Raw genomic sequence first — 23,654 nt, 5'->3', positions numbered from 1 at the left:
CTGTGCTCTTTGTCGTGGAGGGCTTGGCCGCCCCGCCGTCCGAGGATTGCTTCTCAGGACCGCCTTCCGCGTCTGTCTTCTTCCCGCTCGCCACTCTGACCCACCTTTCCGATTCTGATCTTTCCGACCAGTTAGACCCGACAACCTTACCCGTCTTCGCCGCCCAGCTTCAAGCCAACCCGCCATCAGACAACAGCTTTTCAACGCTGCGGCGCATTTCATCAGCAGTCGGCCGGGCCACCGTCATGACCGCAGCACAATTCCTGTCTGATACAGCCGATGCCACCGCAGGGCTGATCGCGGCGACATGGACCCGCCCGAGGTCCGCCGCCTGCGCGACAAGATGTGTTGCGGTGCGGAGCGAAAACAAGGGTGCGACCACGGGTGCGCCGCCTGTCAGCGCGGATTGCGCCGCATCGCTCAGGGGGCGAAGCTTCTGATCATACAATGTTTGCGAAATCGCTTCGACACCCCGTGCCCGAAGCGCCCTGGCGATATCGACTCTCAGGTGCCGACCGCCCAAGTGGACCATCGGTCCGCCGATCTGGCTCCCATCCAGCTCCGCAAGCAGGTCGTCCGCCGTGGCGCTGACTTGCCGGACCTCCCAACCGCGGGCCGCTGCCGTTTCTGCCGTGGTCTCTCCGACGCAGAAGGCAGGTCGGCCCTGCCCCTCCGGTGCAAGTCTGACCGCCTGCGCAGAGGTAAAGACCACCCCCCAGGCATCGGCCAATCGCGGAACTTCGCCGGTCGGGACGATGTCGAGCAACGGAGAAACGATCAGCGTTGCCCGCGCGGTGACATCAGGCGTCAAGCCGTCAAAAAACGCCTGGGACTTGTCCTCGGGCCTGGTCAACAGCAGAACTGGCTTGCTCATGCGCGATCCCGGCATTGTTTGAAGATTGAACCAGTGTTACCTGCCGTGAAACGCCCCTGCAATGGTACGGCCATGTCACACCCTCGGACGATCCTCGGACTGGAAAGCAGCTGCGATGATACCGCGGCAGCGGTCGTTAGAGTGGATGAGCAGGGCGCGCGGGTGTTGTCATCGGTGGTCTTGGGACAGGCACAACTGCACGCAGCCTACGGCGGTGTCGTCCCCGAAATCGCCGCGCGTGCCCATGCGGAAAAGCTGGATATCTGTGTCGAACAGGCTCTGACAAAGGCACAAACCACGTTTTCCCGGATTGACGGCATCGCGGTCACTGCCGGTCCGGGGCTGATTGGCGGCGTCTTATCTGGCGTAATGTGCGCAAAGGGACTGGCGGCGGCCACAGGCAAGCCGCTTTATGGAGTGAACCACCTGGCGGGGCACGCGCTGACCCCAAGGCTGACGGACGGCGTCGCCTATCCCTATCTGATGCTGCTGGTATCTGGAGGGCACTGCCAGTTCCTGCTGGTCTCCGGCCCGGATGCCTTCAGTCGCCTGGGAGGTACCATCGACGACGCACCGGGCGAGGCTTTCGACAAGATTGCCCGCCTGATCGGCCTGCCGCAACCCGGCGGTCCGGCGATTGAAGGCGCGGCGCAAGGGGGCGACCCCGAACGCTTTGTCTTCCCACGGCCCTTGCTGGATCGGGCCGGCTGCGACATGTCCTTTTCGGGTCTCAAAACCGCGGTGCTGCGGACCCGCGACAGCCTGATCGCCGATCGGGGAGGACTGACCCGGCAGGATCAGGCCGATCTTGCAGCAGGATTCCAAGCAGCCGTGGTGGATGTTCTGGCCGAAAAGAGCCGCCGCGCCCTCTCCGCGCCGGAGGCGGCGGGCGTGCGCAGTTTCTGCGTTGCCGGTGGTGTGGCCGCAAATCAGGCTATCGGATCGGCGTTAGAGACTGTTTCCGACGCTTTCGGCGCCTCCTTTGTCGCGCCGCCGCTGGCCTTGTGTACGGACAACGCCGCGATGATCGCATTCGCCGCGGCGGAACAGGCAGGCACCCGCGCGCCCGATGGCATGACGCTCGCTGCGCGGCCCCGCTGGCCGCTGGACCGGGTGCAGGCCCCCATGCTGGGAAGTGGCAAGAAGGGTGCAAAGGCATGAGCTTCTCGGTTCTCGGGGCGGGGGCGTTTGGCACCGCACTGGCCATTTCGCTTTGCGGAAACGGACCGGTGACACTCTGGGCGCGGCGGCCCGGGGACATGGAAACCACGCGGGTCAACACGGCACGATTGCCGGATTGTCCCTTTCCCCCCAACTTGCAAGTTACGGATAACCTGACAGAGGCCGTGGGGGCCGACGTGATCTTGCTCGCTGTTCCTTTGCAGAAACTCCGTGAGGTGCTGCGGGCTCATGCCGATGTTCTGAGGGGCAAACGGCTGGTCGCCTGTTGCAAGGGGATGGAGATCGGCAGCGGCCTGGGCCCGGTGTCGATAATCGCGGCGGAAGTTCCCGATGCCACCGCGGCCATTCTGACCGGTCCCAGCTTTGCCGCTGATATTGCCAGGGGTCTGCCCACCGCCTTGACCCTTGGCTGCGCAGATGAAGACGCGGCAAAGGCGCTTCAACAGGCTCTGACAACGGACAATCTGCGGCTTTACCGCACGACCGATACCATCGGGGCGGAACTGGGCGGGGCCCTGAAGAACGTCATCGCCATTGCCTGCGGTGCCGCGATGGGCGCCGGACTGGGCGAAAGCGCGCGGGCTGCGTTGCTGACCCGCGGGTTCGCCGAACTGAAGCGTCTCGCCCGACATCTCGACGCGCGGCCTGAAACGCTCTCCGGTCTGTCCGGGTTCGGCGATCTTGTGCTGACCTGTACCTCGCCCCAATCGCGGAACTACCGCTTGGGACAATCCATCGGCGAGGGCGGCACGTTCGACCGGGCCGTGACCGTTGAAGGGGCCGCGACCGCCAAGGCTGTGCATCGTCTCGCGCTGAAGGCCGGTCTGGATCTACCGATCACGGCTGTTGTTGCCGGTCTGATCGAGAACAGGCAAGATGTATCAAGCGCCATGGCGTCCCTCCTGGCGCGATCACTGAAGGAAGAATAGAATGTTTGTTGTTCTCATCGCCAAAGACAAGCCGGGAGCGCAGGATATTCGCGCCGAAAACCGGCCGGCACACCTGGAATACCTCAAATCCACCGACATGGTCGCACAGGCCGGTCCTTTGCTGAACGAAGATGAGGCAATGATCGGGTCGTTGATCGTGCTCGATGTGCCGGACATGGCCGCAGCAGAGGCCTGGGCCGCCAACGATCCCTATGCCAAGGCCGGGCTTTTCGCGGACGTGAGCCTGACCCACTGGAACAGGGTCATCGGCTGATGGCGCATTGGCTTTTCAAATCCGAGCCGAACACATGGGGCTGGGACGATCAGGTTGCCAAAGGAGACAAGGGCGAAGAGTGGGACGGCGTGCGCAACTACCAGGCGCGCAACTTCATGCGCGACATGAAGGTGGGCGACCGGGGGTTTTTCTATCATTCCCTGAAAGAGAAATCGGTCGTCGGGATTGTCGAGGTCATCAACGAGGCGCATCCGGACAGCACCACCGAAGATGATCGCTGGGAATGCGTGGACATCAAGGCCGTCAGGCCATTCACACGCAGCGTCTCCCTGGACGAGATCAAGGCAGACGAACGGCTTACGGACATGGTATTGGTCAGGAACTCGCGGTTGTCTGTACAGCCGGTAACGGATGAGGAATGGCGCATCGTCTGCGCGCTGGGCAAGACGACGCCCTGAAGACAACGGCGAGCACCGCAGGCAAGAGGAGGGTTCAATGGGTTATCTGGCTGTGATCGCCGCTGCCGCTGCAGGTTTTGCCGTTGGCGCGGTCTGGTACATGTTGTTGGCGAAACCGTGGATGGCGGCAGCAGGCATCAAGGTTGGGCCCGATGGCAAGCCCGAGGGCAACGGCTCGGCCCTGCCTTTCGTGCTTTCCGCTGTCGCAATGCTGCTTGTAGCGGGCATGATGCGGCACATCTTTGCCCTGTCCGGGATCCACCTGCCCGGCGAAGGGCTGGTGTCCGGCCTTGGTGTCGGGCTGTTCTTCATCAGCCCCTGGATCATGATCAATAACGCCTATGCCGGGCGGCCTCTTCGGCTCACGCTGATAGACGGGGGCTATGCGACGCTGGGCTGTGCAGTGATCGGGCTGGTGCTGACGCTGTTCTGAGGCGGCGTGCAAAACAGAAAAAGGGTTCCGACACGAAAGCCAGAACCCTTCTCACCCCGTGCGCTCCCTTACCCCGGCACACGTATGGAAATCTGTTCTGGCCGTCCTGGCCGATGATTGGAAGCTACCCTGAAACATGGATCAGATCAACAAAATCAACCGCGCAATCCGGCGCAAAAACGAAACGTCCGCTTAACCAAGCGGGCGTCAAGTCTCTGTTGTATCGGCACTAATCAGCCGTAAACCGCTTCTTTCCCGAAATGCTTGGTCAGCATGTAGTAGATCACGGCGCGGTATTTGTTCCGCTCGGATTTGCCATAGGTTTCGACAACCGAATGAATGGCTTCCATCAGGTTCGGTCCATCCGGCAGGCCGAGCTTCTTCATGAGAAAGTTCTTCTTCACCAGCTCCAGCTCGCTTTCTTGGCTGCTGGCGACAGTCTGGGCGTCCGCGTCATAGATGGACGGACCGCAACCGATCGTCACCTTCGTGAGCAGATCCATGTCAGGTGTCATGCCGCATTTGTTCTTCAGATCATCCGCGTATTTGGCGATCCATTCGTCACGTTTTCCCATTCGTATCTCTCCCACCTTGGACTTCAATTCCGGTCGTAACCGACCCAAGGCGACCGTACCGGCATATCCGGACCCGACAAAGTGAAAATTTCGTCCCTGTTCCCGACGCAACAAGGAGGGCGCCCTGCGGCACCCTCCTTTTCCGTAGGCTTCAGCTCTGTTCTGCGGTTCAGATCGACTGATCTGCAGAAAGTTCGGTCGCGGCGTCCAGGTCCACTTCCGGCATCAGGTTCAGTTCCTCTTCCGTGGTGTCGGACAGCTGAAGTGTGCCGTCGGCACCCTGCGTCACTTGGCTGAGCGGGACAGCCACATCATGCTGTCCGATCCCGAGGAAACCGCCCATGCCGATGACGACGGCGATCTCATCACCATTCCTGATCACATGGTCCACGTCGCCGACGGTGCGACCATTGGCTTCGACAACCGATTGGCCGACGATATCGGCAACGGTCATGCCGGAAAAGCCGTCGACCATTTCGGCATCGGGCGCGACCTGCTCGGACTGCGCGTCCGCCGTGGCAGTGCTGTCTGTTTCAGTCACCTCTGTGTCGGTCTCGGCGGTCACATTCGCATCTGCTTCGGCATTCGTGTCTTCGGTAGCCGCCTCTGCGGTGTCTTCCGTTGCCTCATAGGCATCTTCGGCACCATCCGCGATGGCCTGGCTCGTGTCCTCAATAGCATCGCCCAGTGCGTCAGCGGTGCTCTCAATGGCGTCACCGCTGTTTTCCAGTGCGTTGTCCACGGTGGTCGACGTTTCCACATCGGCCGATGCGTCTGCGTTTGCGTCGGCATTCAAGTCCGACTGTGCCCATGCGGAAGCGGCGGAGGTAATCGCAATTGCAGCGACGGTAGTTCTCAGCGTGACAAGCTTCATGGCTGTCTCCTTTAAGTTGCAGGTCTGATTTGAAGACAAAACCGTTGCCGCGAAAGCATGGTTCCATGCCAAAATAATGTAACGACAAACCAGCAAGAAAGCGCCGCCCTGCTGTGTGCGGGGCGGCGCTGTCTGTCGCGTAAAGGTGGTGGAGCTTAGTACCGGTAGTGTTCCGGCTTGAACGGACCCTCAGGTGTCACGCCGATATAAGCGGCCTGATCGGGGCTCAGCTTGCTCAGTTTGACCCCGATCCGATCAAGGTGCAGACGCGCAACCTTCTCGTCCAGATGCTTGGGCAGGATATAAACGCCGGGCTTGTATTCGTCGCCCTTGGTCCAGAGTTCAATCTGCGCCAGAACCTGGTTCGTAAAGGATGCTGACATCACAAAGGACGGATGGCCCGTCGCGTTGCCGAGGTTGAGCAGACGGCCTTCGGACAGCAGGATCAGACGATTGCCATTCGGCATCTCGATCATGTCCACCTGTTCCTTGATGTTGGTCCACTTGTGGTTCTTCAGGGCAGCGACCTGGATCTCGTTGTCGAAGTGGCCGATGTTGCCGACGATGGCCATGTCCTTCATCTCGCGCATGTGCTCGATGCGGATCACATCCTTGTTGCCGGTGGTGGTGATAAAGATGTCAGCGGTGGCGACCACATCTTCCAGCGTGGTGACTTCGAAACCGTCCATCGCGGCCTGCAGCGCACAGATCGGATCGACTTCAGTCACCTTCACGCGGGCACCGGCACCCGCCAGCGACGCGGCGGACCCCTTGCCAACATCGCCGTAGCCCATGACCACGGCAACCTTGCCCGCCATCATGGTGTCCGTTGCGCGGCGGATGCCGTCGACCAGCGATTCCTTGCAGCCGTACTTGTTGTCGAACTTCGATTTGGTCACACTGTCGTTCACGTTGATCGCGGGGAACGGCAGCTGACCCTTCTTGTGCAGATCATAAAGGCGATGAACACCTGTCGTGGTCTCTTCGGAAACGCCTTTGATCTGGTCACGCACTTTGGTGAACCAGCCGGGGCTTTCCTTCATCCGCTTGGCGATCTGCTTCTTGATCACTTCCTCTTCTTCGGACTGCGGCACCGGGATCACGTCCTCGCCCGCCTCGGCGCGCGCGCCCAGCAGAACATACAGCGTCGCATCGCCACCATCGTCCAGGATCATGTTCGGGCCGTCATCGAACAGGAACGATTTGTCGAGGTAATCCCAATGCTCTTCGAGGCTCTGGCCCTTGATCGCGAAAACCGGCGTTCCGCCTTCGGCAATTGCTGCGGCAGCATGGTCCTGAGTGGAGAAGATGTTGCAGGACGCCCAGCGCACATCCGCACCCAGCGCCACAAGCGTTTCAATCAGAACAGCGGTCTGGATCGTCATGTGCAGCGAGCCGACGATGCGCGCGCCGCTCAGCGGCTTGCTTTCACCATATTCTTCGCGGCAGGCCATCAGGCCCGGCATTTCTGTTTCCGCGATATCCAGTTCCTTGCGGCCATAGGCCGCAAGATTTATGTCCTTAACGATATAGTCTTTGGCCATGAAACACCTCTAAAACCTTGTTTAGAGGGCGAGTAGCATCATTTCATGGGCTTCTCAACACGCTTCGGTGGCAGTGCTCAATCGTCCAGCAAAGCCAGCTGTTCGGGGGCTTCGACTCCGGCCATCCAGTTTTCTCCCTGGGCAATCACACAGGCATTGCCGTCCGCCAGAAGCTTGACCATCGTCCATGTCCCGGACCGGTCCGAGGCCCACATCTGTTCCCCGTCCTGCGAAGGTTCGGCCACCGGCCGCTCACCGTACCAGTCGACCAGCGAAGCCTTCATCTCGGCCGCGGGCATGCAAACGTCCTGAGTGCCCTCGCTCTGCGCGCTTGCTGATTGTGCGGCAAGCCCAAGAGCAGCTGCCATGAAAAGCGTCGAAATAATGGGTTTCATGATCGTCTCCTTCGCGGATAGAACCGTCCGGCGAACAGAAAGTTCCAACACTGTCAGATGGATGGAGACCGGCCCAATGGCACAACAGCCCCGCGCATGGCAGCGCATGCTTTCCGGACGCAGGCTCGATCTGTTGGATCCGACCCCGATGGACGTCGAGATTGAGGATATCGCTCACGGACTGGCTTTTGTGGCCCGGTGGAACGGCCAGACGCAGGGTGATCACGCCTATTCCGTGGCAGAGCATTCCTTGCTGGTCGAAACATTGTTCGGCAGGATCAATCCGCAGGCTCCGGCAAAATGGCGATTGGCCGCATTGCTTCACGATGCGCCTGAATATGTGATCGGCGACATGATATCGCCGGTCAAAGCAGCAGTCGGTCCGGGTTACGGCGCGCTGGACGAACGGTTGACCGCTGCCATCCGCATCCGGTTCGGGCTGCCGGCGGCCCTGCCCGCCACGGTCAAGAAACAGATCAAGAAGGCGGACAAGATCAGCGCCTATATGGAGGCGACGCAGATCGCCGGGTTCTCGGCTGCTGAGGCGAAAAAGTTCTTTGGCCAGCCCGACCCGTCCGTCGTCGAAGGGCTGGATATCGTCCTGCGCAGTGCCGTCGAAACCCGGGTTGCCTTCACGGCGCGCCATGCCGCCTTGCTGGAGCAGATGTCATGATCAGGGTGCGCCCGCCGCTCACACTGGATACCGCCGATATGGCGCGGCTGCTGAACCAGATCATCGCCGCCGGTGGGACAACGGCGCTGGCCCGCCCGGTGACAGCACAGGACATCGCGGAATGGATCGCTTTCGATCCGCCGCGCAGCGCATGGCACGTCGCTGTCGACGCGGATGAGCGGATCGTCGGCTTTCAATGGATCGAGCCCGATGCGTCATTGCCGCCGGAAGCCGCCAACATCGCAACCTTCGTCCAGATCGGCCAGACCGGTCTGGGAATAGGGTCTGCCCTGTTCGAGGCGACCCGCACAGCGGCCAGGGCCTTGGGCTATCTCTGGATCAACGCCAATATCCGTGCGGACAACGAAGGCGGGCTGATCTACTATCAAAGCCGTGGGTTTCAGGATTACGGCGTCATAGAAGGCCACCGAATGTCGGACGGACAGGTCGTCGACAAGAAACTCAAACGCTACGACCTTTGACCAGCAAGGGCGCATCCGTCGGAACAGCGAGGTCACAGGCCGGTTTTCAGCGCGGTGACCGTTTTGCGAGAATACGCTGCAAGGTGCGCCGGTGCATGTTCAGCCGCCGCGCCGTTTCAGACACGTTGCGGTCGCACAGCTCATAAACCCTCTGGATGTGTTCCCACCGCACGCGATCCGCGCTCATCGGGTTTTCCGGGGGTGGCGGCATGTGGTCGCCCGTTGCCAGCAGGGCATGGGTGATGTCGTTCGCATCGGCAGGTTTCGACAGATAGTCCGTGGCGCCGATCTTGACCGCAGCGACGGCGGTGGCGATGGCACCGTATCCCGTCAGCACGACGACGCGCGCGTCCTCACGACGCTCCCGCAGCGCCTCGACCACGTCAAGCCCGTTGCCGTCCTCCAGCCGAAGGTCGATGACCGCATAGGCCGGCGGCCTTGCGGTGACGATTGCTTTGCCCCCTGCCACGCTGTCCGCCGTCTCGACCTCGAAACCACGCTTTTCCATGGCCTTGGCCAGACGGCGCAGAAACGGCTCATCATCGTCGACAAGAAGCAGCGTCCGGTCGGGGCCGAGATCGTGATCGGTTTCAGTCATGTAGCACGCTCTGCCTTTGCTCTGTCACACCATATGATCCGTTTGGTCAAACGGTCAAACGCTCAGGCATTGTCTACGAAACACTGCACCTTGTCAGCCAGTTCCTCGGGGCGCAGCTCGCGCCGGAAGTAGTCCACGAAACCCGCATCCGGCATCACCAGATAGCTGAAAGTCGAGTGATCCACGAGATAGGTGCCATCCTCCGGCGGATGCGCCTTGTAGTAGGTGCGGTACGCCTGGCTGGCCTGTTTTACCTGCGTGTCCGACCCGGTCAGTCCGATCATCCGGGGGTGCATCGCCTCTGCGAACTCACCCACCACATCCGGCGTGTCCCGCGCGGGGTCGATGGAAATGAAGACCGGCGTGACCATCTTGCCGCGGTCCTCCAGAATTTCGACCGCCTGAGCATTCCGGTCCACGTCCAGCGGGCAGACGTCGGGGCAGAAGGTGTAGCCAAAGTATATCAGCGTGGGTTCCGTGACCACATCCTTGTCTGTGACCGTCTCTCCCCTGGCGTTGACCAGTTCGAAGGGCCCGCCAATTTCGCCTGCCACCGTTGAGCTACGGCATTGCGCGAAACGATCCGCGTCGGACGTGCGGGCCGTCAGCCAATAGGTCCCCCCCAGAAATACCGCCGCAATGGCCAAAGCTGAGAGTGCGAGTGTTCGTTTCATCGTGTTCTCCTGCGCCAATCGGGCGCCTTGATCGGATCCGGTTGCAGACCTACGCTAGATTTTCTGACATGCAACGCCCAATGAGCGAAAGGTGCGCTGATGACGCAGGCCAATATCCGCCCCATATCCGGGCGCACCCGGGCAAACTGGATCCGTCTGCGCACGATGATCTTGCTGCGCTGGGTGGCGATCATCGGGCAACTGGTGGCGATCACGGTGGCGCAGGTCATGTTCGGCCTGCAACTGGCGCTTAGCCTGTGCTACTTTGCCGTTGGCGTCTCGATCATCGGCAACCTGATAGCGACGTTCGTATTCCCCGAAAACAAGCGCCTGACAGAGCGGGAAAACCTGGGCATGATCATGTTCGACCTGCTCCAGATCGCCTTCCTCCTGTACTTGACCGGGGGGCTGAACAATCCCTTCTCCCTGCTGTTGCTGGGGCCAGTCACCATCTCGGCCACGGCGCTCAGCCTGCGGTCAACCGTGCTGCTGTGCACGACCGCCATCGTGCTGGTCAGCGTCCTTGGCTTCAGCTACCTGCCCCTGATCAACGGTGAAGGTGAGGTTCTGAAAATTCCGGCGCTGTTCATCTTTGGCCAGTGGACCGCGCTGCTCATCGCGATCATCTTCACCAGTGCCTATTCCCGGCGTGTCACCTCGGAAGTGCATTCGATGGGGGATGCGCTGGCCGCCACCCAGATGGCGCTCGCTCGCGAGCAGAAGCTGACCGACCTCGGCGGTGTCGTCGCCGCGGCAGCGCATGAGCTGGGCACCCCGCTCGCGACGATCAAACTGACCAGTTCCGAGCTGCTGAACGACCTCAAGGATCAGCCGGAGCTGGCAGAGGATGCCGCGCTGATCCGGGATCAGGCCGACCGCTGCCGGGATATCCTGCGCGACATGGGCCGCGCCGGAAAGGACGACCTGCACCTGCGTCATGCCCCGCTGGAGGCCGTGGTGGCCGAGGCGGCAGAGCCGCATGTGGACCGCGGCATCAATGTCATCCGTCAACACGCGCCGCACCATGACGGCGCCCGCGATCAGCCGACCATTCAGCGCAAGCCCGAGATCATCCACGGTCTGCGCAACCTTATCCAGAACGGCGTCGATTTCGCCCGTGAGACAGTCTGGATTGAGACCGACTGGTCAGATCGTTTCATTTCCGTCCGGATCATCGACGACGGCCCCGGTTTTCCACCGGATGTGATCGGACGCATCGGCGACCCCTTTGTCCGCCAGCGCAAGGTGAGCCGGATCATGGGGGCACGACCGGAATACGAAGGGATGGGTCTGGGCCTGTTCATCGCCAAGACCCTGCTGGAACGCTCGGGCGCGCAGCTTCGCTTTGCCAATGGGCCGGAGCATCCGCTGACAGGCGCGGTGGTGGAGGTGATCTGGCCGGTCAGCCAATTGGTGATCAAGACACCCGCCCAGACCGGACCGCTGGGAGAGAACCAGCGCATCACAGCCTGAGAGCCTGAAAGTACAGGGGCCGGCCCTTCGTGATCTTAACCAAGTGTTAATCAAACAGGTCGAGAGTTCCGGCATGTTTTCATAACCGGACTGGAACGTGTTGTGCTGTCTCCGGCCGAAATTCTTTTCGTTGCCACCATCGCCGCTTTCGCCGCTTTGGCGGCCGTGTATTGGCTGGGCCGGGCACAGCGGAACCACACGCCACCCGACGTTTTCGTCGAGGAACCGCTGGCGATGCTGTTTGACGATGGCATCCTGCATCACGCCACGGCCACAGCGTTGCGGCGTTTTGCGTTGATGCCAGGCGCGCACCTTTGGGACGATCTGCGTGACACGCTGAGGGACCGGTTTCCAGACTTTCCCGACCACCCCGCCACGGGCGAAGCGGGCCGCGTTACTCTTCGCGCGGACGAAAACGACGATCTGCACGAGGTCGAGATTTCCTGGCGCGGGTCGCTGTGCTGGGTGACTTGTATCGACCGTCGACCGCCGGGCGGGGCAGTGACCGATCACGGCACCGCAGCATTGCGCCGCGCGGTTGAAAGCACGCCCCATGCCTGTTGGCAGACAAACCGCAGAGGTCAGGTTACATGGCACAACGCGGCTTACGAAAGTCTGTTCAAGGACATTCACCGAAGGAAACCCCGGCGTGACGATCACCTTTTCGACCCGAAGGAAGGGTCGGACAACCGCCGGGTGGCGCTGACGGGCGCCGGGCGTGCGGCCTCGGCATGGTTCGACGTCACCGCGCAGGAATATGACGACGTCATCATTCACCATGCGACCTCAATCGACGCCCTGGTCGAGGCCGAAGAGGCGCAGCGCAGGTTCGTCCAGACACTGGCCAAGACCTTTGCCCATCTGCCGATCGGTCTGGCGATCTTCAACCGGGACGAACAGCTTGTCCTGTTCAATCCCGCGCTGCTGGATCTTTCCGGCCTTCCGGCAGAGTTTCTCAGCGCGCGGCCCAACCTGTTGTCCTTTTTCGACCAACTGCGCGAAAACAGACGGATGCCCGAGCCGAAGAACTACGAAAACTGGCGCCAGGAAATTGCGGAGCTTGTCCTGGCCGCTGCCGATGGCCGCTATCACGAAACCTGGTCGCTCGAAGATGGCCGGACCTACTCCGTTCAGGGGCGGCCGCATCCGGACGGCGCAACCGTCTTCTTGTTCGAGGACATCAGCGCAGAGGTCAGCCTGACACGAAACTTCCGCGCAGAGCTGGAGCTGACCCAACACCTGCTTGACCGCGTCGAGGACTGCATCGCGGTCTTCTCGCCCTCGGGCACGCTGACCTATTGCAACAGCGCCTACCGTGCGTTGTGGCATCAGAACCCGGATACGGCGTTTGCCGACATCAGCATCGCCGACTGCGTGGCACTCTGGCGCCGTGGGGCGACGACGGATCTGACCTGGTCAAATCTTCTGAATCTGCCGGACGCCGGAAGGCACCGCAGCTCCGAGGCCGGAACCATCACGATGACCGACGGCCAAAGACTGTCCTGCGTTTCCGAGCCAATCGCATCGGGTGCGACGATGGTCAAATTCCGGCGGCTGGACAAGGTCTGCGCCCCGACCACCTGACAGCGTTTTGTCTTGCAGCCGATGAAGCCTTGGTTATGCATGCACCATGACCACCCGATCCCGCAGCCTTTCCCCTGCCAACGCGGAACAGACCGCACGCTACGCCGTGCGACTGGCCCGCGGCTTGACCCCCGGCGATGTCATCCTGCTGACCGGGGAGGTCGGGACCGGCAAAACGCATTTCGCCCGTGCTGCGATCCAATCCATGCTGCCCTTCCCCGAAGACGTGCCTTCGCCCACCTTCACCCTGGTCCAGACCTACGAGACCCCCGCCGCGGAGATCTGGCACGCCGACCTCTATCGGCTCGGCGCGGTGCAGGAAGTCGAAGAGCTGGGTCTGATCGACGCCTTCGAAACCGCGATCTGCCTGGTCGAATGGCCGGACAGGCTGGGCAACCTTGCGCCCCCATCGGCCCTGTCGTTGAAAATTACGCCCGGTCCGACACCAGATGCCCGAACAATCCTCGCCGAATGGCAGGACGACAAATGGACAGACAGGTTGACGGCATGGTGACGTCCCCCGCCCGCCAGACGTTGGCAGACCGGTTTCTCGCCTCCTGCGGCTGGCAAGATTCCTCTCGCGTCCGCATCGCTGGTGATGCTTCCAACCGAGCCTATGACAGGCTGACGCGCGCAGAAGGCGGCACAGCGATTCTGATGGATGCCCCTCCCGAGACCGGAGAAGACACCCGCCCCTTTGTCCACGTGGCGGCGCACCTGCGCCGCATTGGTCTGAGTGCGCCGGAGGTTCTGGCCGCCGATGAATCGACCGGTTTCCTCCTGCTCGAAGATCTGGGCGACGGGCTGTTTGCGCGGTTGATGCAGCAGGATCCGACGACCGAGACGCCGCTCTACCGCGCGGCCGTGGATGTGCTGATTGCCCTCCACGCCGCCGACATTTTGCCTTTGCCGCCATGTGACGCCGATTGGCTGATCGACATGACCGACCCGTTTTTCGAATGGTATCTGCACCGGGAAGACGCCACCGACCGCGCCGCCTTTCACGCCGCTTTCCGTCCCTGTGCGGAACTGGTGGCCGCGGCCCCACGGGTGACGATCCTGCGGGATTACCACGCCCAGAACCTGTTGTGGCTACCCGACAGACATGGCGTCGCGCGGGTTGGTCTGCTGGATTTTCAGGATGCGCTGTCCGGACATCGCGCCTATGATCTCGTGTCAGTCCTGCAAGACGCAAGACGGGACGTTTCGCCCGAAACAAAGACTGAAATGCTGGAGTATTATCTGTCCCGCACCCATGTCGATGAAGCTGAATTCAGACGCGATTACGCGGCTCTCGGGCTTCAGCGCAACCTGCGCATTCTGGGCATCTTCGCCCGCCTGGCCAAGCGCGACGGCAAGCCATCGTATGTTGATCTTGTGCCGCGGGTCTGGGAGTATGTGAAACGCAACCTCGCCCACCCCGACCTTGCACCGGTGGCGCGGGCGCTTGCGGCCCTGCCGGACCCGACACCCGATTTCCTGGAGCAGTTGAAAGCCAGATGACCGCCCTGCCCCTGATGTTGTTCGCCGCAGGCTTCGGCACGCGAATGAAACCGCTGACCGACGACAGGCCCAAGCCATTGATCCAAGTGGCGGGAAAGCCGCTGGTCGATCACGCGCTTGCCCTGGGTCGGGACGCAGGATGCGCACCCATCGTTGCGAACCTGCACTACAAGGCGGAACAGCTGGAACGCCACCTGGCGGGCACCGAAGTAATCACACTGCGCGAGCAGCCCGATATTCTGGACACGGGCGGTGGGCTGCGCAATGCCGGGCCTACCCTGGGGCAGGACACCGTGGTCACGATGAACACCGATGCGATCTGGGCAGGTCCGAACCCGATCAACCTTTTGCGCCAGGCCTGGAAGCCTGAGCAGATGGACGCCCTGCTAATCGCCATTCCGCTGCAACAGGCCAGAGGCTACGACGGTGCCGGGGATTTCACGCTTGAACCCGATGGCAGATTGACCCGTGGTCCCGGCCTGCTGTTTGGCGGCGTCCAGATCGTCAAGACGACCCTGCTGCCCCAGATCCCGGAGCGGGTATTCTCGCTCAACCGGCTGTGGGATATGATGCACGAACGCGGTCGGCTGTTCGGGCTGCGTTATCCCGGCTCCTGGTGCGATGTGGGCCATCCCGCCGGCATCGGCGTGGCCGAAGATATGCTGGCCGCCGCCGGTGTTTGAGCCTGAGGACAAACCGCGCGTTTTCGGGTTGGCGCCCGGCGTGGATTTTCCGGCCGGACTGATTGCCGGCATCCGGGAAAGACTGGCCGATCAGCCGCCCGAGGCGATCACCAGGGTCACGCTGATCGTGAACAGCCAGCGGACGCGGCACCGGTTGAAAGAGGTTTTCGATGCCGGGCCGCCGGGGTTCCTGCCCCGCATTTCGCTGATCACGGAACTTGGCCACCTGCTGCCCGGCCTTGCCGCGCCAGCCATCATATCACCCCTGCGGAAACGGCTGGAGCTGACAAATCTGGTCTCGGGCCTGCTTGACGCGGATCCGGCCCTTGCCCCCCGCAGTTCGCTTTACGATCTGGCCAACAGCCTTGCCACGCTGATGGACGAGATGCAGGGCGAAGGGGTTTCAGCCAGCAGCGTCGCGGCACTGGACGTCAGCGACCAGTCAGGTCACTGGGCCCGCGCGCAGCAATTTCTGGCGCTTGCACAGCAATACCTCGACCAGACCGTGAGCACGCCGGACACCGAGGCCCGGCAGAGGAGCATCGTAATTGATCTTGTCAGAAAGTGGCAGGATGCACCACCGCAGGGTCCCGTGATCCTGGCCGGTTCGACAGGCTCCCGCGGGACAACTGCCATGCTGATGCAGGCCGTCTCTCGTCTGCCGCAGGGGGCCGTTGTGCTGCCGGGTTTCGATTTTGAGATGCCGACCGCGGTCTGGCAGGAGCTGGACCGCGAAACCATCGCCGAGGATCATCCGCAATACCGTTTCCATGCCCTGATGCGCGCGCTCGACCTGCCGCGCGGCGACATCCATCCCTGGTGCGGGACCGCACCGCCCAGCGCCGCCCGTAACGCGCTTGTCTCGCTGTCGCTGCGACCGGCCCCTGTCACCCATGCCTGGCTGACCGAGGGGCCGACACTGGGCGACCTGCGCGCGCCGACCGAAAACATGACCCTGATCGAGGCCCCGACCCCCCGGATCGAGGCGCAGGCCATCGCAGCGCGTCTGCGCGTCGCCGTGGAAGAGGGCAAGACGGCAGCCTTGATCACGCCGGACCGGATGCTGACCCGTCAGGTTACATCCGCGCTGGACCGGTGGAACATCCTGCCGGACGACAGTGCCGGAACGCCGTTGCAACTGTCGCCTCCGGGCAGGTTCCTGCGCCATGTCGCCGATCTGATGGTCCGGCAGCTGGACGCGGCGGCGCTGCTTACCCTGCTGAAGCACCCCCTGACCCACAGCGCGGCAGGACGAAACACCCACCAACTGCATACCCAGCGACTGGAAATGCAGATCAGACGCGACGGCCTGCCCTATCCCGATCCGGCCGGCCTGGCCGTGGTCACACGCAGGATCGCGGACCGCCTGTCCGACCCGGCTGATTTCAGCGATTGGGCAGCATGGGTCTGCGATACCTTCTGTAACCGTCAGGACGGCGATGACCGCAGCCTCGCCAACTGGACCGAAACCCATGTGAAATTGGCCGAGCGTATTGCCGCTGGCAGGTCGCCGGACACCGCGTCCGAGCTGTGGAAACAGGCCGCAGGCCGCGCGGCCCGGGCGCTGATGGACAGTCTGGCGGCAGAGGCGGACCACGGCGGTAGCCTTTCCGCGCGGGACTATGCGGATCTGATCGCGGCGCTTCTGTCGGAACAGGAGGTACGGGATGTCGAAGGCGCCTATCCCGGTGTGATGATCTGGGGCACGCTGGAAGCGCGTGTGCAGGGGGCCGACCTTGTGATCCTCGGCGGTCTGAACGATGGCACCTGGCCGGAATCTCCGGCCCCGGACCCCTGGCTGAACCGCCAGATGCGACTGCAGGCCGGGCTGCTGCTGCCAGAGCGCCGTATCGGGCTGTCAGCGCATGACTATCAGCAGGCCATCGCCGCGCCTGAGGTCTGGCTCAGCCGGTCGATCCGTTCGGACGAAGCTGAAACCGTGCCGTCCCGCTGGCTGAACCGGCTCGAAAATCTGCTGCGCGGTCTCCCGGAGCAGAACGGACCGCAGGCGTGGGAGGCCATGCGCAACCGCGGCGCGGTTTGGCTTGGACAGGTCACTGCGCTGGAAGCGATAGAGCGGGTTCCGCCCGCGGTACGCCCCTCGCCCCGGCCACCGCCCGCCGCACGGCCACACGCGCTGTCGGTGACAGAGATCAAGCGACTGATCCGCGATCCTTACGCCATTTACGCCAAACACACCCTGCGTCTGCGCCCCATCAATCCGTTGGTCCAGTCGCCCGATGCCCCGGTCCGCGGTATCGCGCTTCACGAGATTATGGAACGGTTCGTCAAACAGGTGCGCGCCGATCCTGCCCGACTGACGAAGGCAGCGTTGCTGGAAACCTCGCGCGACGTTCTGTCCGAAGCCGCGCCCTGGCCTGCTGCGCGGGCGATGTGGCTGGCGCGAATCGAACGGGTCGCAGACTGGTTCATCGCGCAGGAAAGGCTGCGTCAGGCAGACGCCACGCCGGTCAGTTTCGAGAAGGCAGCCAAGGGCGTCCATCTGTTCGAGGATCTGGGCTTCACACTAACCGGCTACGCCGACCGGATCGACATGAACGCAAATGGAGAGGCGTTGATCTACGATTACAAGACCGGCACGCCACCCAGCAAGAAAGAGCAGACCCACTTTGACAAGCAGCTGCTGATCGAAGCGGCAATGATCGAAGAGGGCGGATTTGCCAAAGTCGGCGCCGCACCGGTTGCGCGGGCGGCCTTCATCGGGCTGGGCAGCAAACCGGTCGAGGTGCCCGCACCGCTGGAAGACGAACCGCCAGCCGTGGTGATGGCCGGGCTTCGGTCGCTGATACAGCACTACTTCGACCCTAATCAGGGGTATACCTCCAGACGTCTGGTCAAGACCGATGATGCGTCAGGAGATTACGACCAGCTGGCACGTTTCGGAGAATGGGACGGCACCACAATATCGACAGCCGAGGATCTGACATGATCTTTGACGACGCCACCCGCGCGCAGATCGATGCGGCACGCCCCGATGCGTCAACCTGGCTGGCGGCGAATGCCGGGTCGGGCAAGACCCGCGTGCTGACCGACCGCGTCGCACGGTTGCTGCTGAACAATGTGCAACCTGACAAGATTCTCTGCCTGACCTATACCAAGGCCGCCGCGTCAGAGATGCAGAACCGGCTGTTCCGGCGCCTGGGCGAATGGGCGATGCTGAAGGACGATGACCTGCGTAGCGCCATGGCGCAGCTGGGGATCGAGACGGCGTTGACCCCCGTTGACCTGCGCAAGGCGCGGACGCTGTTCGCGCTGGCAATCGAAACGCCCGGTGGTCTGAAAATCCAGACGATCCACTCTTTCTGTGCGTCCCTGTTGCGGCGGTTTCCGCTGGAGGCGGGCGTCAGCCCGCAGTTCAAGGAAGTCGAGGACCGCGCGGCGGATCTCTTGCGGGCCGAGATCGTGGACCGCATGGCGTCGGACAGCGCATCGGATCACATCGCACCGGTCGCGCGGTTTTACACTGGCGAAGACTTTGCCGGGCTGACGCGCCGGATCGTCGGCATGCGTGACCGGTTCGGGGGCGACATCAGTCGGAAGACGCTTCTGGACCTGCTGGACCAACCCGCCGACCTGACCCAGGAGCGGATCGAATCTTCGGTCTTTCTGGGCGGTGAACAGGCACTGTTATCGGACATTATCCCGTATCTTCTGGCCAAGGGCGGCAACGACGGCAAGGCCGGGGAAGCTTTGCGGGCGATTGAAACCCTCGACCTGTCCGCGCTGCTCGCGCTGGAGGGTGTTCTGCTGACAAAGAGCGGAAAATCCCCGTTCACCGCCAAGATCGGCAGCTTTCCGACAAAGCCCACCCAAGAGGTCATCGCGGCACATATGCCCGCGCTGGACGATCTGATGCAGCGGGTAGAGGCGGCCCGCCCTGCCCGCCTTGCGCTGGAACTGGCCAACCGGTCCGAGGTGCTGCACCGCTTCGCGCGGGAATTCCTGACCCGCTACGAGACCGCCAAACAACTGCGCGGCTGGCTCGACTTCGACGACCTGATCGACAAGGCGCGCGCATTGCTGAACGATCCCGCCGTTGCCGCCTGGGTGCTGTACCGCATCGATGGCGGCATCGACCATATTCTGGTGGACGAGGCACAGGATACATCCCCCCGCCAGTGGGAAGTGATCGAGAAACTGGCGGACGAATTCAACAGCGGCCAGGGCGCCAGACCCGATGTGGACCGCACGCTTTTCGTTGTCGGCGACAAGAAACAGTCGATCTATTCATTCCAGGGTGCCGACCCTCGTGAATTCGACCATAAGGGATCCAGTTTCGGCGCGGCTTTCGATGCGGCGGGAAAGGTGTTTCAGCACCGCAGCCTTGACTATTCCTTTCGATCCTCCAGCGCCATTTTACGCCTTGTAGACACTGCTTTCGACCCGCGTCAGCCCTTTGGTTTCGCCAATCCGACCGCGCATCTGGCTTTCAAGGACGCGCTGCCGGGCCGGGTAGACCTGTGGCCGCTGGTCGAGAAGGCCAAAGCAGACGAAGACCGGCCCTGGACCGACCCCGTGGACCGCCGCAGTGCGCGTCATCATACCGTGATACTGGCAGAGAAAATCGCCGATCGTATCAGCGACCTGACCCGCAACGAACATTACATCCCGGATGATGACAAAGGCCGCTATTTCCGCCGCCGCATCCAGCCGGGCGACTTCCTGATCTTGGTCCAGCGCCGTTCGGCCTTGTTTGCCGAGATCATCCGCGCGTGCAAGGCCAAGGGTTTGGCCATCGCCGGGGCGGACCGGCTTAAGGTCGGGGCCGAACTTGCGGTCAAGGATCTGGGCGCGCTCCTGTCGTTTTTGGCAACGCCCGACGATGACCTGTCTCTGGCCACCGCGCTCAAGTCGCCGCTGTTCGGCTGGTCGGAACAGGCGTTGTTCGACCTTGCCCACCGACGGAACGCGCCAAGCCTTTGGCAGGCCCTGCGCGGCCGGACAGAAGACCACAGCCCAACTATAGAGATACTGCGCGACCTGCGTGCGCAGATCGACTTTCTGCGGCCCTATGACCTGATCGAACGGATTCTGACCCGGCATGATGGGCGCAGACGGCTGTTGTCCCGCCTGGGTCCCGAGGCGGAGGACGGGGTCAACGCCATGCTGACCCAGGCGCTTGCTTACGAGCGGAACGAGATTCCAAGCCTGACCGGATTTATCGAGTGGATGCAGACCGATGATCTTGAGATCAAACGCCAGATCGATTCCGCATCGAACCAGATCAGGGTGATGACCGTCCATGGCTCCAAGGGTTTGGAAGCACCTATCGTGATCCTGCCCGACACCGGCCAGCGGACCATCTCCATCAAGGACGAAATCATTGCTCTGGACGGCGTGCCGGTATGGAAACCCGCGGCCGCCGATATGCCGGACCGGGTGAGCGCGACCATCGAAGAGATGAAACAGGCCCAGTTCGATGAACGGCTGCGACTGCTCTACGTGGCGATGACACGTGCCGAGAAATGGCTGATGGTCGCGGCAGCGGGCGATCTGCCCGAGGACGGGTCAAGCTGGTACCAGATCGTCGAAGCGGCCCTGTCCCACGTCAATGCGGTGCCCGTTGATGACGATGGCACCCTGCGCTTTGAAGAGGGCGACTGGCATGGGTCAGAGGTTGTCGCGATGCCCGACAACAGGGACGAGACGGCCCCGGTTAATCCCACCCTCCTGCGCGGCATCGACACCTTTGCCTATCCACCTCTGGTCTGGTCGCCTTCCGACCTTGGCGGCGCAAAGGCCCTGCCGGGCGAGGCTGGCGCGGATCAGGAGGCCGCGCTGGCCTACGGGGTCTTGGTGCACCGGATGCTCGAAACGCTTGTCGATCTGTCGGTCGAAGCCCGCCCGATCGCTGCGGCGGAAATGCTGCATGCCGGGTTGAATCCGCGCATGCACGAGGCAGCCCAGGCTGAGGCACTGGCGGTGCTGAACGACCCGGCGCTCGCCCCCGTCTTTGCCCCCGGTACCCTGGCCGAAGTCCAGCTGACCGCGCCGGTGGAAGAAGCGCGGTTCAACGGGATCATCGACCGGTTGGTGCTGTCGCCGGACAGGGTCCTGGTGGTGGATTACAAGACCAACAGAGTTGTGCCCCAAAGCATCGAGGATTGCCCGGATGGGCTACTGCAGCAGATGGGCGCGTATGTTCGGATGCTCGCCACCATCTACCCGGATCGGCAGATTGAAACCGCCATACTCTGGACCGCAGACAGAACCCTAATGCGGTTGCCAAACAATATCGTGTTGTCCGCCTTTGACCGCTTGCCCTATCTTGACGCGCCGGGTCCGCGTTCATAGGTTCAGGTCTCAGTTCAATTTCCCAAACGAATTCCTGTCAGGAGAGCAGCATGGCAACCGTCGCGGTCACAGACGATACATTCGACGCCGAAGTGAAAAATTCCTCCATCCCGGTAGTGGTGGATTTCTGGGCCGAATGGTGCGGTCCCTGCAAACAGATCGGCCCCGCGCTCGAAGAGCTTTCTTCCGAGATGGACGGCAAGGTGAAGATCGTGAAGGTCGATGTGGATTCGAACCCGAACTCGCCCGCGCAGATGGGTGTTCGCGGTATCCCCGCGCTGTTCATCTTCAAGGATGGTGAAGTGGTGTCCAACATCGCAGGTGCGCGCCCCAAGGCGGCACTGCAAAGCTGGATCGAAGAATCCATCTGAATTACGCCAGATAATCAAACTGCAAAGGGCGTCCGGTTCGGGCGCCCTTAATGCATCGGCCATCCGAAGCGTTTGAACCGGTTTTCGATCTTGAGCATTGCATCTTCGCGACCTGCATTGATGGATCGGTCTTGCCAGAACCACCAGACGTATTTCTCGTACGCCGGGGCGTGGCTGGCGACACGACCGAAACAATGCTCCAGTCTGTCGATATCTGCCCGGACGGCGATATGATGAAAGTCTATCTTGCCGAACAGCATGGCAGGTTTTCGAAAGAAGTAGCCGAAGAAAGCCGCACTTGAATTTTGGGTGACGACATAGTCGCAGTCCCGCAGGTGGGTTTCCATCTGTCCATGCCCGATGGTCAACCGTGGATGCGCACGCTCCAGTTCTTCCAGTTGGGAAAGCTCCTGCGGGGAATAGCTTTCCTTTGGATGCAGGGTCGCCACGACGGGCCGGTGACGGTCATAGTGCAGGCAGTGGCGGATCATCTCGAACGGGGAGCATGACTGAAAGGACCGCCGCCGCGTCAGATGTCCTTGCAGCGGGACGTAGACGTATCCGGAACGGCGGGCCTGATCCGGGCCCTGACCGAACAGGCGTCTGCCCCAGAAACGATGGAACCTCTTGGCATCCGGCGCGGTCATATCGGGATCGAACGTCGCGCGTGCCACGTCCCAGTCCCAGCGTTCCGCGGTCGCTTCGATCTGCCAGAATGGATATTGATACACCCGCCTGAACACAAGGCCACGCCCATCGGGCGGAGGTGCCATATGGGTCAATGTGTGCGTAAAGCCCGGTTCCGTTTTTTCATGAATGTCGCGGAATTCGACCCTGTAGCGGGCGTTCTCTGCCACTCTTGCGATGAGATTGATAAAATTGTGCTCCCCCGCCAACGCGCTGCGCAGCAGCGGCGGCTCAAGCCGGATCACCAGTGTTCTGTCCTCGGCCATCAGGGTTCTCCAATCCGGCCGGACCCGGCCCAGCGCCGCCCCGCCCCTTGTCTGCCCGTTTCATGGGGGCCATATAGGCCAAAGGCAACGCGCAGGACAAAGAACATGGCAGACGATTCATTTCCAGGCTGGCACGGTACGACGATTATCGGTGTGCGCAAGAACGGCAAGGTTGTCGTAGCGGGCGACGGACAGGTCAGCCTTGGCCAGACCGTCATCAAGGGTACCGCTCGGAAAGTGCGTCGGCTGTCGCCGGGCGGGTTCGATGTGGTCGCTGGGTTTGCGGGTTCCACCGCCGATGCCTTTGCCCTGCTGGAACGGCTCGAAGCCAAGCTGGAAGCAACGCCGGGACAACTTCAACGCGCCAGCGTTGAACTGGCCAAGGACTGGCGCACGGACAAGTATCTGCAAAAGCTTGAGGCGATGCTGATCGTCACCGATGGCAAGGATCTGCTGGTCATCACCGGTGCCGGTGACGTGCTGGAACCGGAGCACAGCATTGCCGCCATCGGGTCCGGCGGCAACTATGCGCTCGCTGCGGCGCGCGGTCTTTACGACACAGACCGCGATGCGGAGCAGATCGCCCGCGACGCCATGGCCATCGCATCTGACATTTGTGTCTATACCAACGGCAATCTCACCGTCGAGGCAATCGGCGGCTGACGGATCATCCGTGCAGCACCCTGTCACATGATGCCGCTTCGCGCCGCGCCCTTGAGACATATCCAGGTCCAAACGGATGGCTAGCCGCTGGCGCCGGTCACTCGTGGAAGAGTGCGCCGGTCTCGTCGGAATAACCATCGCCGTTGCAGTCACCGCTGAAAAATCATCCACTCTCCGAGGTTT

At 62.1% G+C, this 23,654-nt stretch carries 24 protein-coding genes; 16 read left to right on the top strand and 8 right to left on the bottom strand.

The features are described from left to right. Positions 1-169 precede the first annotated feature (169 nt). Positions 170-874, bottom strand: a complete 705-nt coding sequence (locus FIU94_RS05560) for a uroporphyrinogen-III synthase (RefSeq protein WP_172975855.1) — start codon at positions 872-874, stop codon at positions 170-172. Between the two features lie 72 nt (positions 875-946). On the opposite strand from FIU94_RS05560, the gene tsaD reads away from it, so the two are divergent. Genes tsaD through FIU94_RS05535 form a run of 5 tightly spaced genes read left to right on the top strand, consistent with a single transcriptional unit; the run spans position 947 to position 4,111 of the window. After that, the gene (tsaD, locus tag FIU94_RS05555; RefSeq protein WP_152464831.1) at positions 947-2,035 is read left to right on the top strand and encodes a tRNA (adenosine(37)-N6)-threonylcarbamoyltransferase complex transferase subunit TsaD; all 1,089 of its coding nucleotides are present in this window, start codon (positions 947-949) and stop codon (positions 2,033-2,035) included. Then, positions 2,032-2,985: an NAD(P)H-dependent glycerol-3-phosphate dehydrogenase gene (locus FIU94_RS05550; RefSeq protein WP_152464830.1), complete on the top strand. Its 954-nt coding sequence runs from the start codon at positions 2,032-2,034 to the stop codon at positions 2,983-2,985. The genes tsaD and FIU94_RS05550 overlap by 4 nt, the downstream gene beginning before the upstream one ends. Position 2,986: 1 nt before the next feature. Continuing rightward, a complete protein-coding gene (locus tag FIU94_RS05545) occupies positions 2,987-3,259 on the top strand; it encodes a YciI family protein (protein ID WP_152464829.1) in 273 nt (90 codons plus the stop codon). Continuing rightward, a complete protein-coding gene (locus FIU94_RS05540; RefSeq protein ID WP_152464828.1) occupies positions 3,259-3,678 on the top strand; it encodes an EVE domain-containing protein in 420 nt (139 codons plus the stop codon). The genes FIU94_RS05545 and FIU94_RS05540 overlap by 1 nt, the downstream gene beginning before the upstream one ends. Before the next feature lie 37 nt (positions 3,679-3,715). Continuing rightward, the gene (locus FIU94_RS05535; protein WP_152464827.1) at positions 3,716-4,111 is read left to right on the top strand and encodes a DUF1761 domain-containing protein; all 396 of its coding nucleotides are present in this window, start codon (positions 3,716-3,718) and stop codon (positions 4,109-4,111) included. A gap of 233 nt (positions 4,112-4,344) precedes the next feature. Here FIU94_RS05535 and FIU94_RS05530 read toward each other — a convergent pair whose 3' ends face one another. From FIU94_RS05530 to FIU94_RS05515, 4 genes are all read right to left on the bottom strand, one after another. Then, the gene (locus FIU94_RS05530) at positions 4,345-4,686 is read right to left on the bottom strand and encodes a DUF2853 family protein (protein WP_152464826.1); all 342 of its coding nucleotides are present in this window, start codon (positions 4,684-4,686) and stop codon (positions 4,345-4,347) included. 169 nt (positions 4,687-4,855) lie between these two features. After that, positions 4,856-5,560, bottom strand: a complete 705-nt coding sequence (locus FIU94_RS05525; RefSeq protein WP_152464825.1) for a PRC-barrel domain-containing protein — start codon at positions 5,558-5,560, stop codon at positions 4,856-4,858. A gap of 155 nt (positions 5,561-5,715) precedes the next feature. Beyond that, complete coding sequence (ahcY, locus tag FIU94_RS05520; RefSeq protein WP_152464824.1) at positions 5,716-7,104, bottom strand: adenosylhomocysteinase; 1,389 nt, start codon at positions 7,102-7,104, stop codon at positions 5,716-5,718. 77 nt (positions 7,105-7,181) lie between these two features. Then, positions 7,182-7,499, bottom strand: coding sequence for an S-adenosyl-L-homocysteine hydrolase (locus FIU94_RS05515; RefSeq protein ID WP_254702620.1), 318 nt, complete (start codon positions 7,497-7,499; stop codon positions 7,182-7,184). Positions 7,500-7,575: 76 nt separating this feature from the next. On the opposite strand from FIU94_RS05515, the gene FIU94_RS05510 reads away from it, so the two are divergent. Together FIU94_RS05510 and FIU94_RS05505 are read left to right on the top strand one after the other, a co-directional pair. Further along, the gene (locus tag FIU94_RS05510; RefSeq protein WP_152464823.1) at positions 7,576-8,172 is read left to right on the top strand and encodes an HD domain-containing protein; all 597 of its coding nucleotides are present in this window, start codon (positions 7,576-7,578) and stop codon (positions 8,170-8,172) included. Beyond that, the gene (locus tag FIU94_RS05505) at positions 8,169-8,654 is read left to right on the top strand and encodes a GNAT family N-acetyltransferase (protein ID WP_152464822.1); all 486 of its coding nucleotides are present in this window, start codon (positions 8,169-8,171) and stop codon (positions 8,652-8,654) included. Before FIU94_RS05510 ends, FIU94_RS05505 begins: the two co-directional genes overlap by 4 nt. A 46-nt stretch (positions 8,655-8,700) precedes the next feature. Here the strand turns inward: FIU94_RS05505 and FIU94_RS05500 are convergent, their stop codons facing one another. Together FIU94_RS05500 and FIU94_RS05495 are read right to left on the bottom strand one after the other, a co-directional pair. After that, the gene (locus tag FIU94_RS05500) at positions 8,701-9,252 is read right to left on the bottom strand and encodes an ActR/PrrA/RegA family redox response regulator transcription factor (RefSeq protein ID WP_152464821.1); all 552 of its coding nucleotides are present in this window, start codon (positions 9,250-9,252) and stop codon (positions 8,701-8,703) included. Positions 9,253-9,314: 62 nt separating this feature from the next. After that, positions 9,315-9,926, bottom strand: coding sequence for an SCO family protein (locus FIU94_RS05495; RefSeq protein ID WP_152464820.1), 612 nt, complete (start codon positions 9,924-9,926; stop codon positions 9,315-9,317). A 99-nt stretch (positions 9,927-10,025) separates the two neighbouring features. Here FIU94_RS05495 and regB point away from each other — a divergent pair, with 99 nt between their 5' ends. The 8 genes from regB (at position 10,026) to trxA (ending at position 21,855) form a co-directional block, all read left to right on the top strand. Further along, a complete protein-coding gene (gene regB, locus FIU94_RS05490; protein WP_152464819.1) occupies positions 10,026-11,399 on the top strand; it encodes a sensor histidine kinase RegB in 1,374 nt (457 codons plus the stop codon). Between the two features lie 102 nt (positions 11,400-11,501). Further along, positions 11,502-12,983 carry a PAS-domain containing protein gene (locus FIU94_RS05485; protein WP_152464818.1) on the top strand — a complete coding sequence of 494 codons (1,482 nt, stop codon included), beginning with the start codon at positions 11,502-11,504 and terminating at the stop codon, positions 12,981-12,983. Between the two features lie 46 nt (positions 12,984-13,029). After that, positions 13,030-13,497, top strand: a complete 468-nt coding sequence (tsaE, locus tag FIU94_RS05480) for a tRNA (adenosine(37)-N6)-threonylcarbamoyltransferase complex ATPase subunit type 1 TsaE (protein ID WP_152464817.1) — start codon at positions 13,030-13,032, stop codon at positions 13,495-13,497. Further along, positions 13,470-14,486, top strand: a complete 1,017-nt coding sequence (locus FIU94_RS05475) for an aminoglycoside phosphotransferase family protein (protein WP_254702619.1) — start codon at positions 13,470-13,472, stop codon at positions 14,484-14,486. The genes tsaE and FIU94_RS05475 overlap by 28 nt, the downstream gene beginning before the upstream one ends. After that, positions 14,483-15,169: a nucleotidyltransferase family protein gene (locus tag FIU94_RS05470; protein ID WP_152464816.1), complete on the top strand. Its 687-nt coding sequence runs from the start codon at positions 14,483-14,485 to the stop codon at positions 15,167-15,169. Before FIU94_RS05475 ends, FIU94_RS05470 begins: the two co-directional genes overlap by 4 nt. Beyond that, a complete protein-coding gene (gene addB / locus FIU94_RS05465; RefSeq protein WP_152464815.1) occupies positions 15,162-18,119 on the top strand; it encodes a double-strand break repair protein AddB in 2,958 nt (985 codons plus the stop codon). The genes FIU94_RS05470 and addB overlap by 8 nt, the downstream gene beginning before the upstream one ends. After that, positions 18,116-21,484, top strand: coding sequence for a double-strand break repair helicase AddA (gene addA, locus FIU94_RS05460; protein WP_152464814.1), 3,369 nt, complete (start codon positions 18,116-18,118; stop codon positions 21,482-21,484). The genes addB and addA overlap by 4 nt, the downstream gene beginning before the upstream one ends. A 50-nt stretch (positions 21,485-21,534) precedes the next feature. Next, positions 21,535-21,855 (top strand): thioredoxin, encoded by a 321-nt coding sequence (gene trxA / locus FIU94_RS05455; RefSeq protein WP_152464813.1) that lies wholly within the window; start codon positions 21,535-21,537, stop codon positions 21,853-21,855. A 47-nt stretch (positions 21,856-21,902) separates the two neighbouring features. Here the strand turns inward: trxA and FIU94_RS05450 are convergent, their stop codons facing one another. Then, positions 21,903-22,808 carry a hypothetical protein gene (locus tag FIU94_RS05450; protein WP_152464812.1) on the bottom strand — a complete coding sequence of 302 codons (906 nt, stop codon included), beginning with the start codon at positions 22,806-22,808 and terminating at the stop codon, positions 21,903-21,905. 105 nt (positions 22,809-22,913) lie between these two features. Here FIU94_RS05450 and hslV point away from each other — a divergent pair, with 105 nt between their 5' ends. Beyond that, positions 22,914-23,471, top strand: coding sequence for an ATP-dependent protease subunit HslV (gene hslV, locus FIU94_RS05445; protein ID WP_152464811.1), 558 nt, complete (start codon positions 22,914-22,916; stop codon positions 23,469-23,471). Positions 23,472-23,654: the final 183 nt, after the last annotated feature.

The organism is Sulfitobacter sp. THAF37 (genome assembly GCF_009363555.1).
Lineage (GTDB): Bacteria > Pseudomonadota > Alphaproteobacteria > Rhodobacterales > Rhodobacteraceae > Sulfitobacter.
This window is presented reverse-complemented; position numbering and strand designations above follow the sequence as displayed.

Excerpts from the sequence above, each read along its gene's own strand:
- FIU94_RS05560 (WP_172975855.1), bottom strand. The coding sequence starts at position 874 with ATGAGCAAGCCAGTTCTGCTGTTGACCAGGCCCGAGGACAAGTCCCAG.
- tsaD (WP_152464831.1), top strand. The coding sequence starts at position 947 with ATGTCACACCCTCGGACGATCCTCGGACTGGAAAGCAGCTGCGATGAT.
- FIU94_RS05550 (WP_152464830.1), top strand. The coding sequence starts at position 2,032 with ATGAGCTTCTCGGTTCTCGGGGCGGGGGCGTTTGGCACCGCACTGGCC.
- FIU94_RS05545 (WP_152464829.1), top strand. The coding sequence starts at position 2,987 with ATGTTTGTTGTTCTCATCGCCAAAGACAAGCCGGGAGCGCAGGATATT.
- FIU94_RS05540 (WP_152464828.1), top strand. The coding sequence starts at position 3,259 with ATGGCGCATTGGCTTTTCAAATCCGAGCCGAACACATGGGGCTGGGAC.
- FIU94_RS05535 (WP_152464827.1), top strand. The coding sequence starts at position 3,716 with ATGGGTTATCTGGCTGTGATCGCCGCTGCCGCTGCAGGTTTTGCCGTT.
- FIU94_RS05530 (WP_152464826.1), bottom strand. The coding sequence starts at position 4,686 with ATGGGAAAACGTGACGAATGGATCGCCAAATACGCGGATGATCTGAAG.
- FIU94_RS05525 (WP_152464825.1), bottom strand. The coding sequence starts at position 5,560 with ATGAAGCTTGTCACGCTGAGAACTACCGTCGCTGCAATTGCGATTACC.
- ahcY (WP_152464824.1), bottom strand. The coding sequence starts at position 7,104 with ATGGCCAAAGACTATATCGTTAAGGACATAAATCTTGCGGCCTATGGC.
- FIU94_RS05515 (WP_254702620.1), bottom strand. The coding sequence starts at position 7,499 with ATGAAACCCATTATTTCGACGCTTTTCATGGCAGCTGCTCTTGGGCTT.
- FIU94_RS05510 (WP_152464823.1), top strand. The coding sequence starts at position 7,576 with ATGGCACAACAGCCCCGCGCATGGCAGCGCATGCTTTCCGGACGCAGG.
- FIU94_RS05505 (WP_152464822.1), top strand. The coding sequence starts at position 8,169 with ATGATCAGGGTGCGCCCGCCGCTCACACTGGATACCGCCGATATGGCG.
- FIU94_RS05500 (WP_152464821.1), bottom strand. The coding sequence starts at position 9,252 with ATGACTGAAACCGATCACGATCTCGGCCCCGACCGGACGCTGCTTCTT.
- FIU94_RS05495 (WP_152464820.1), bottom strand. The coding sequence starts at position 9,926 with ATGAAACGAACACTCGCACTCTCAGCTTTGGCCATTGCGGCGGTATTT.
- regB (WP_152464819.1), top strand. The coding sequence starts at position 10,026 with ATGACGCAGGCCAATATCCGCCCCATATCCGGGCGCACCCGGGCAAAC.
- tsaE (WP_152464817.1), top strand. The coding sequence starts at position 13,030 with ATGACCACCCGATCCCGCAGCCTTTCCCCTGCCAACGCGGAACAGACC.
- FIU94_RS05475 (WP_254702619.1), top strand. The coding sequence starts at position 13,470 with ATGGACAGACAGGTTGACGGCATGGTGACGTCCCCCGCCCGCCAGACG.
- FIU94_RS05470 (WP_152464816.1), top strand. The coding sequence starts at position 14,483 with ATGACCGCCCTGCCCCTGATGTTGTTCGCCGCAGGCTTCGGCACGCGA.
- addA (WP_152464814.1), top strand. The coding sequence starts at position 18,116 with ATGATCTTTGACGACGCCACCCGCGCGCAGATCGATGCGGCACGCCCC.
- trxA (WP_152464813.1), top strand. The coding sequence starts at position 21,535 with ATGGCAACCGTCGCGGTCACAGACGATACATTCGACGCCGAAGTGAAA.
- FIU94_RS05450 (WP_152464812.1), bottom strand. The coding sequence starts at position 22,808 with ATGGCCGAGGACAGAACACTGGTGATCCGGCTTGAGCCGCCGCTGCTG.
- hslV (WP_152464811.1), top strand. The coding sequence starts at position 22,914 with ATGGCAGACGATTCATTTCCAGGCTGGCACGGTACGACGATTATCGGT.